Annotated in this window: 9 protein-coding genes; 2 read left to right on the top strand and 7 right to left on the bottom strand. The window is 34.7% G+C overall.

Annotated features, from left to right (window positions below; genetic code table 11):
- Positions 1–117: 117 nt before the first annotated feature.
- The 4 genes from ACUXEY_RS20160 to ACUXEY_RS20145 all read right to left on the bottom strand — a co-directional run bounded on the left by ACUXEY_RS20160 (position 118) and on the right by ACUXEY_RS20145 (position 2,678).
- Entirely contained in the window at positions 118–960 is an 843-nt protein-coding gene (locus ACUXEY_RS20160) for a DegV family protein (protein WP_025991670.1), read from the bottom strand.
- Positions 961–1,112: 152 nt separating this feature from the next.
- Positions 1,113–1,364 (bottom strand): DUF2535 family protein, encoded by a 252-nt coding sequence (locus tag ACUXEY_RS20155; RefSeq protein WP_000629012.1) that lies wholly within the window; start codon positions 1,362–1,364, stop codon positions 1,113–1,115.
- A 342-nt stretch (positions 1,365–1,706) separates the two neighbouring features.
- Entirely contained in the window at positions 1,707–2,450 is a 744-nt protein-coding gene (gene tatC, locus ACUXEY_RS20150) for a twin-arginine translocase subunit TatC (RefSeq protein ID WP_461301447.1), read from the bottom strand.
- A gap of 42 nt (positions 2,451–2,492) precedes the next feature.
- Positions 2,493–2,678 (bottom strand): twin-arginine translocase TatA/TatE family subunit, encoded by a 186-nt coding sequence (locus tag ACUXEY_RS20145; RefSeq protein WP_000492443.1) that lies wholly within the window; start codon positions 2,676–2,678, stop codon positions 2,493–2,495.
- A 213-nt stretch (positions 2,679–2,891) separates the two neighbouring features.
- Here ACUXEY_RS20145 and trhA point away from each other — a divergent pair, with 213 nt between their 5' ends.
- A complete protein-coding gene (gene trhA / locus ACUXEY_RS20140) occupies positions 2,892–3,548 on the top strand; it encodes a PAQR family membrane homeostasis protein TrhA (RefSeq protein ID WP_000136894.1) in 657 nt (218 codons plus the stop codon).
- Between the two features lie 261 nt (positions 3,549–3,809).
- On the top strand, positions 3,810–5,165 hold the full coding sequence (locus tag ACUXEY_RS20135; protein WP_461301446.1) for an RNA-guided endonuclease TnpB family protein: 1,356 nt from the start codon (positions 3,810–3,812) through the stop codon (positions 5,163–5,165).
- A gap of 287 nt (positions 5,166–5,452) precedes the next feature.
- Here the strand turns inward: ACUXEY_RS20135 and ACUXEY_RS20130 are convergent, their stop codons facing one another.
- The 3 genes from ACUXEY_RS20130 to pbpC all read right to left on the bottom strand — a co-directional run bounded on the left by ACUXEY_RS20130 (position 5,453) and on the right by pbpC (position 9,147).
- Entirely contained in the window at positions 5,453–6,172 is a 720-nt protein-coding gene (locus tag ACUXEY_RS20130) for a lysophospholipid acyltransferase family protein (protein ID WP_098345781.1), read from the bottom strand.
- Between the two features lie 111 nt (positions 6,173–6,283).
- Positions 6,284–6,919, bottom strand: coding sequence for an FMN-dependent NADH-azoreductase (locus ACUXEY_RS20125; RefSeq protein ID WP_001991934.1), 636 nt, complete (start codon positions 6,917–6,919; stop codon positions 6,284–6,286).
- Positions 6,920–7,161: 242 nt separating this feature from the next.
- A complete protein-coding gene (gene pbpC / locus ACUXEY_RS20120; protein WP_461301445.1) occupies positions 7,162–9,147 on the bottom strand; it encodes a penicillin-binding protein 3 in 1,986 nt (661 codons plus the stop codon).
- Positions 9,148–9,233: the final 86 nt, after the last annotated feature.

Raw genomic sequence — 9,233 nt, 5'->3', positions numbered from 1 at the left:
AAAGATGGCTCCGATTGAATATCGGAACCACCTTTTAAGTGCTTGATTTTTCAGGGCTTTTTTATTAAACTGTCCATTTTATAGGGTACAGTTCATTTATTTCAAGTAGCTTTTTTATTACTCTGCTAAATACATAAATCCGATTGCACCCGGACCTGTATGAGTACTAATAATAGGCGTTGTAAAGAAAATTTCTGATTTAGCAAATCCACTTACTTTTTCTACAGCCGCTTTTACATTTTCAGCTAAAGGAATTGCTTTCGCATGTGGAATTGCCACAGCTTTTACAACTTTTCCAGCTGTATCTTCCTCAAATAACTTAGCTAACGTTTTTACAATTTGACCTTGGCTACGCACTTTCGTTACAGGGTTATAAACACCATCTTCAAGGCTAGCAATTGGCTTTATATTAAGTAGTGAACCGATAAACGCTTTTCCTTTACCGATACGCCCACCCTTCACTAAGTTTTCTAATGTATCTACTACTACATATAAACGAGTATTCTTTCTCACTTCATCTACACGTTTTAAAATTTCTTCTAGTGAGCGTCCTTCATTTGCCATTTTCGCAGCTTCAACTACTTGATATGCTAAAGCATGTGTAATAAATTGCGAATCAACAACTGTCACTTTTGTGTCGGTCATTGATGCAGCACTATTTGCAGTTGCTACAGTACCACTCATACCACTTGTCATATGAATGGAAAGTACTTCACTTCCATCTTCCCCTAACTTGTCATACATTTCTACAAATGTACCCATTGCTGGTTGTGATGTTTTTGGTAGTTCTTCTGATTTAATCATTTCTTCAATAAATTCATCCGGTTGTAGATCAACGCGATCTAAATATGTTTGTCCATTTACAGAGATTGATAATGGTAGAACATGAATGTCATACTTCTCAATTACCTCTTGTGATAAATCTGCCGTTGAATCTGTTACAATTTTAATTTTTTGCATATTATATTCTTCCCTTTCCAATACGCTCTCCTTATTATTATACTAGCATTCCCTGTGCTTTCAACAATTTGGAACGAAATTTAATCAAATTAATTATATTTTTATACCTAAAATGAAAAAGACAGAGCTCCTAACCCTGTCCACACTCTATATCATGCATTTTTTTCAAGAGTATTTGTTTTATATACATTTAAATAATCATTCCACTTCAAACAATTTTGTAAATATTCACGGAAAGAATACGAAAATCTTGGGTGTTTTTGTTTTTGAATTTTTGCAATAAATAATTGAAGACGAGACTGAATTAGAAACGATAATGGATGCTGTGCTTGTAGGACAGGGATTTCAAATATTTTAATACAATCCCCTGTTGAATGAGTGAAATAAAAACTTTTCGTAATCACAATATCAATCCTCTTTTTCATTGGATTTTTGAACTTCTTCTACTTTACGCTGTAACACGTTGTTTAAAGTGGCGACTCCTATGAATACAAAAGTATCCTTAGACAATCTCTGTAGTCCTTATGGTTAGAAGATTTATACTCTATTCATCTCCACCTAATCCATCCCCCATCCTAAATTTCTCATAAGACGAGGACTCGTTATCCGTATATTGCTTAATATATTCAGTATAAACTTATAAAAGCGCAAAGTTTGTCTAAATTTTGGAGATTCTATAATTTTTTTCTTCTTTATATTGTATACGTTTATAGCTAGAGTATAACAAATAAATAAAAAAAGTGCCTTTATAACGAGGCACTTTTCGACTGCATTTCTTCTTCTCTTTTCTTTTTTCGCTTACTAACAATCTTTGATAAAGCAATACTAATTTCATAAATACAAATAAGCGGTACCGCAACTAAACTATGAGATAAAAAATCTGGCGGTGATATACACGACGCAATGATAATTAATGCTACGTAAGCATACCTTCTTATTTTTATTAGAAATTCCGCCGTCAATAGTCCAATACTCGTTAAAAACATTACTACTACTGGCAATTCAAAAATTACAGCAAATGGAACTGTTAAATTAAGAACAAAATGAAAATACTTTTCTGTCGTAAACATCGTATTAAACATTTCATTACCTATCGTAGTTAAAAAATGAAATAAAAACGGCATTACAACGAAATATCCAAAGCATAAACCTGCAATAAATAATATAGACAATACCGGTATATACATTACTGTCATCTTTTGTTCATTTGGATGTAAACCCGGTTTTACAAATAACCAAATTTGTATAGCAGCAAAAGGAATTGTACAAACGATAGCAAATACTGTAGCAATCGAGAAAAAAATCCACAATACATCACTTGGACCGAGAACAGTTAATTTCATTGGTAAATCTTTTACAAGCCAAAAATAAATATCCTTCGTAAAAGTAAACCCAATAATTAAAAATAGTACAAAGGATAACACTGTATATATTACTCTTTTGCGAAGCTCAACTATATGTTCTACGACGCTCATTTCCCGATCTTCCATCTCGTTCACCACACTTTATTTATCCATTACGAGGAAAATTCATTACATTTTCTCTTTCTTTTCCTTCTCTTGAAATGCATCATCAGTCAACTCTTTCGTTGATTTTTTGAATTCTTTTAACGTTTCCCCTAAAGCCTTTCCGATTTCCGGCAATTTTTTCGGCCCAAATAAAATAAGTACAGCTACTAAAATTAAAATTAATCCTGGAAAGCCAATATTTGAAAACATTTCTCCATCCCCTTTATTAGTAGATTCCTTGTCCTACTATTACATAATTTTATTTTGTCAAAAAAGTTTGAAAACGTCAACAAATCCATTAGCTTTTGTCAAAAAAATTCAAAAATATAATCAATTATACAAATTTCATTTTCTATTGCCCTTGTGTATGATATGGTAAGGGAAAAGACATATTATTTTATGATAGTAGAAAGGATTTGCATTATGACTGAAAAAATGACACGAATGACACAATTTGTGAAAGAAGAAATTGCAAATGCAATTACACATGGTATCGGTGCCATTTTAAGCATCCCTGCCTTAATCATATTAATTATTCATGCCTCTAAGCATGGTACCGCATCTGCAGTAGTTGCATTTACGGTTTATGGTGTAAGCATGTTCTTACTGTACTTGTTTTCGACATTGTTACATAGCATTCACCATCCAAAAGTAGAAAAATTATTTACTATACTAGACCACTCAGCCATTTATTTATTAATCGCTGGCACATATACTCCTTTTTTACTTATTACGCTTCGTGGACCATTAGGTTGGACGTTACTCGCAATTATATGGACACTAGCAATCGGGGGTATCATCTTCAAAATTTTCTTTGTACGTCGCTTTATTAAGGCATCAACGCTATGTTATATCATAATGGGATGGCTCATAATCGTTGCCATTAAACCACTTTATGAAAATCTAACTGGACATGGTTTTTCACTACTGTTAGCGGGCGGAATTTTATATTCTGTAGGGGCTATATTCTTCCTTTGGGAAAAGTTACCTTTCAATCATGCCATTTGGCATCTTTTCGTATTAGGTGGTAGTGCGATGATGTTCTTCTGCGTACTCTTTTACGTCTTACCTACGGCATAATAAAAAAGGTTTCAGCTTAATGTAAGCTGAAACCTTTTTTATCTTTTTCGGCAAGAAGGTAGTCTGAACTCTTTTGTTTCGTTCATAACAATGTTCCCGGGGCAAATATTTGTTTCTTTTTGTTTTACGATATAATCTGCCCTTAGATAAGGAGGGAATAGATCGTAAGACAACGAAATTGGATAATAATCATCATTCGGTTACTTGCACCAAAAGTAATGAATAAGTTTAATGAACTCTCTAAGAAAGGTGGTGAAAACAATGGCTAGAAAGAAAGCAGTGAAAGTATTACGTAAACAAAAGAAACGAGAGAATATGCAGCGCTTCACCCAGAAACAGAATATCGGACGAGCTTGCCTGACTGCAAAGGAATTTCGTTTACTTCAGCGCATGTCACATAGTTCAAAAGCATTGCGAAATGTTGGATTGTACACGATGAAACAAAGTTATTTGACCCATAATAAAATTGCTACTGTAAAAGAAGTGGATACCGCCATGCAAGCCGATATGAATTACTGGGGCATTCAATCAAATTCTGTTCAAGCGATTCGTAGAGCCTTATTTACAGAAGTGAAGAGCTTTTTTAAAGCGTTGGAACAGTGGAAGAAAAAACCTGAGAAGTTCACAGGGCGTCCTAAGTTTCCGAATTATTCTCGTTCCACTGACAAACGAATTATTGAAATCTATCAAGTCCCAAAAGTGGATGAGAACGGGTATTGGATGATTCCGATGAATGTGGCATTCAGGAAAAAATTCAGCTCCATTAAAATACGTATGCCTAAAAACGTAAGAAATAAAAAAATCTCCTACATTGAGATTGTACCGAAGCAAAAAGGTCGGTTCTTTGAGGTGCATTACACATATGACATGCACGTTTCTCAAATGAAGCAACAATCCACGACTACGAGTAACGCTTTGAGTTGCGATTTAGGTGTAGACAGATTAGTAAGTTGCGTAACCAATACAGGTGATACATTTTTAATTGATGGGAAAAAACTAAAATCTATTAACCAGTACTTCAACAAAATGATACGTAATCTACAACAGAAAAATGTGGACAATGGAATTTCAAAACGTAATGTAACGAATAGAATGGCTGCACTTTGGCATAAACGAGAACGACAAATAAATGGTTACATTTCACAAACGGTAGGCCTGTTATTTAAAAAAGTGAAAGCATGTAACATAGATACGGTTGTCGTAGGGTATAACGCTAGTTGGAAACAAAAATCTGATATGGGAAAAAAGAATAATCAAACATTTGTTCAAATCCCGTTTCATAAACTGATTGCGGCAATTGAGAATAAATGTATAAAAGAAGGTATACGATTTTTCAAACAAGAAGAAAGCTATACTTCAAAAGCTAGTTTTCTTGATAAAGATCCGGTTCCAGTTTGGTCTAAGGATGATAGGACGCATTATCGCTTTAGTGGTAAACGAATCACTCGTGGTCTGTACCAAAGTAAATCAGGAAGATGTATTCATTCGGATATTAATGGTGCATTGAATACATTGGAAAAATCAAGAGTTGTAGAATTGGATGAAAGTCTTAAAGTAAAAACGCCGATTCTATTAGAAGTGCAAAAACGTAAGGCTGTTGCCTCGCGCATAGCTTAGTGGGTGTGTCAACCATCCATGTGTACTCGACTTGTCGGGGCTTGTAGCACACGCCAGATTCATCTGAGTGGTGGCTTCTTCCAGAAGGAAGAACTGCTTTTTTTCGAAAGGGTGGTGCAAGTGGAAAAACGATAGTTCGTTGCCAGTACCAACCAAAAACATACTTGGGGTGTTACCGTCAGGTGGCATGAATGCTAGAGCGTCAAACTGTCTAGCGATAGACGAAAAGACCTAGCGTTCAAACTCAAACCCCCACTGAAACGCTGTATCTCAGTGGGGGTAGTTGACTACTTATGTAATTGTGATGCGATAACATCTTGTGTATACTTCGTTAACTCTTTAATATCCATATTCGCATACTCTTCAGGTGTAATCGGCTTAGAAATTGTTACTGTTGCATGAGCTCGTTTCATACGGTTTCCATTCGCTTCAAACATTTTATATGTCCCATCTAATGTTACAGGTAAGATTGCTACACCAGATTTTACTGCAAGGTGAAAACTCCCAGCCTTAAACTCTCCAATTTCGCCACCTTTACTTCTTGTCCCTTCTGGGAAAATTACGATAGAATGTCCATTCTTTAATAACTCGATTCCATCTTTAATCGCTTGAAGTGATTGACGACGATCGCTACGATCCATAAATACACAATTCATAAGTTCCATCCATGTTGGTACAACTGGGAACTTTTTAATCTCTGCTTTTGAAACGAATCCAATTGGTTTATTTAAGTAACCTAGTAAAACAGGGATATCCATATTACTCTGGTGATTACTTACAACTAGTACTGGCTTGTCTTTCGGAACATTTTCAAGTCCCTTTACTTCAACTGCCCCACCAGCAACTTGTACCATTTTCTTACCAAACCAATTTGTCGTTTTATACACAGCATTATCTTTTTCTTGTGGCGACATAGTATTTACTTGCTTTTTCAGACGCCACATTCTCGGTGTAATCGCAATTACGATTAAAATTAAATAAAAGATTTTAAAAAACGTTTGAATCATACAGAACCCCCACCTATTATCATTCCGACCTTCATTATACTAGACAAACGAAGGAAAAAGAAGAAAAAATGTCCAAACAGCAAGTGTTTGGACATTTTTTAGTATTATATATTAGAAACGTTTTGCTAATTCACGAGCATTAGCAATTGCTGCTTCTTTAATTTCTTGTGCTTTTTCAGGGTTTGCATTCATACCTTCAACTGCAATATATTCAGTATCATTTACACCGACAAATCCTAATACAGTTTTTAAGTGATTGCGTCCGAAGTCTACAGCTGCGTATGCTCCTTCAGAATATACGCCACCTGTCGCTTGAATGTGAAGTGCTTTTTTACCTTCTAATAAGCCAACTGGACCATTCTCAGTATATTTGAATGTTTTACCTGCGATTGCTACGTTATCTAAGTATGCTTTTACTACTGGTGGGTAGCTAAAGTTCCACATTGGAGTTACGAATACATAACGATCTGCATGCATAAACGTTTCTAAGTTTGTGTTCATTGCTGCAACTTTTTGTTGTTGAGCTTCAGTTAAAGTTTCAAAACCTTCACCTGCTGCAAATTTACCCCAAGCAGCAAATACATCTGCATCGATTGCTGGTACTGTAGTGTTGAATAAATCAATTGTTACAACTTCGTCTTGTGGATGTTCGTTTTTATAAGCTTCGATGAAAGCTTCCCCTACTGCCATTCCGAAAGAACCTTCTGCTGAATTTGGATTTGCTGTAATAAATAGTACTTTTGTCATTGTATTCTCTCCCTTTTCTACACTTTATCTTTAATTTAAGATTTATAATACGGAAGTAAATAACTTACCTTATGTAAGTATAATACAAAAAGTTATGTTCGATGTCAATAAAAATAGCTACTTTTTTTTCGTAAGTTAATGATTTATTTTGTTTCCTTAAAATTCAGTATACAAATATTAAAGAATTCCTTCATATAAGAAGGCTAGCTCTACAAATTATAGAGCTAGCCTTTTATTACATATTATTTTTGAAATACATGTTTTACTTTTTCAGCTGGAATATTACTTCCACCTCTACCTTTTACATCTTCAATCATCATGGTAATGACCATATCTGGTGAATTTAAATCAAATGCAGCGAACCAACCTAGTTCTTTTCCTTCGGCTTCTTTTGATACTTTTAATTCTGCTGTACCTGTTTTTCCAGCAAGAGTCATGTCATCAATTTTAGCAATTTTCCCAGTACCATCTGGATCATTAATTACTTTCGTCATAGCGGTTTTTAATATATCCTGATTGCCTTTTGAAATTACATTCTCTTTCCAAACTTTTGGTTGCTTATCTGTTTTAATAATATATGGAGAAGGTATGTTTCCATCATTAACAATTGGTGCGTACGTTAATGCTAAATGGAGTGGCGTCATTAATACTTGCCCTTGTCCATAACCTGTGTCTGCCATTTGAATATCATTTTTAATACTATCATTTGCGATTTTTGAAGCTGGGAATCCATATTCAATTGGTAATTTCTCATCGAATCCGAATTTTTTCGCTTCACTCATAAATTTATCTTTTCCGATTTCCAAAGCTTCTTGTGCGAAATAAATATTATCCGAGTATTTCATCGCCTTATCAAAATCAATCGGATTTGCATCTTTTACACGCGTTACATAATAATTACCCCAAGAAGAATCTTTTGTCCATTTCAATCCTTCAATTTTCAACTCTTCTTTTGGATCAATCGTTTTCGTTTCAAGACCGATTGCAGCTGTAATAGGCTTAAATACAGAGCCTGGAACTGATAATTGTGTAAATCGATTCGTCATCGGTTTCTTCGGATCATTATTCCATGCTTCTCGTTGTGCTTTTGATGTCCCTCTTGCAATTATATTTGGATCATATGCTGGGCTACTTACAAGTGCAAGGGTTTCTCCACTTTTCGGATTAATTGCAGCACTTGAACCAGCCTCACCTTTCATTTCATTATAAGTTTTTTCTTGAACAACACTATCAATCGTTAAAGTTACATTTTCTCCATCAACAGCATCTGTTTTTGCTAAATTTTTAATTTCTTTTCCTTGTGCATCTTCTACAAAGACACGGCCGCCTTTTTTACCGCGCAGCTTTTCTTCCAGTACTTGCTCTAAACCAGCTTTACCTACTGGATCATCTGCTTGATAGCCTTTCTTTTGTAGCGTTTTTAAATCTTCAGCATTTACTTTCCCAATATATCCAGTCAGATGAGCTGCCGCTTCTCCTAATGGATATGTACGAACATTTACAGGTTTTGTTAAAACACCTGCTAATTCAATGTACGTATTTTGCGTTGCCCCTTCAGGCAAAATTCCAATTGGTACAAGATATCCTGGTTTTACCCATTTAGCAGCTAGTTTTTGATCAATTTCTTCTACAGTCATATTTAATAACTTTGCTACTGTCTCTTTCGTTTGCGGAGCAGTATCGTCTAATTTTTCTGGAACTATTCCAATTTCAGAAGCTTTCCCATTCGTTGCAAGACCTTTTCCATTACGATCGTATATTTCACCACGTTTTGGCTCTGTCGTTTGCATACGCACTTTACTATCTTTCGTCATACCTGGGAATATAAAATCAGGAGTCCAATCTATTTTCCAAGATTCTTTATCTCCATCTTTTTCTTTCACCATTTTTGCTTCATGGCCAAAATTGATTTTACCACCAACTGTATCCATACTTACTTTAAAAAGAACAGGACCTTCATCTTTTTTATCTTCTTTTACTTCTCCTGCTTCTACTTTTAAGTTTTTCACTTCAATGCCTGAATAAATTTTTTCATATTTCTCAGTGAATTCTTTCTTTGAAATATCTTTTTTTGCCTTTTCTGTTAATTGATCATACATTTCTGCAAATTTTTGTTTATTCCATGCTTTTGCATATGTATCAAATGCTTCCTGTGGTTTTTCTTCTTTACCACATCCGACTAACATGAATGTTAAGCAAAGAAAAAGAATCCCCCATATCTTTCTCAATCGATTCTCCTCCTCTTTCTATCTTAATACTCTTGAAAATTTTAGCATTTTCACACGCTATCTTTCATTATAGCACTATCGAATCT

This window comes from Bacillus sp. F9_6S_D1_P_5 (assembly GCF_054823925.1).
This window is presented reverse-complemented; position numbering and strand designations above follow the sequence as displayed.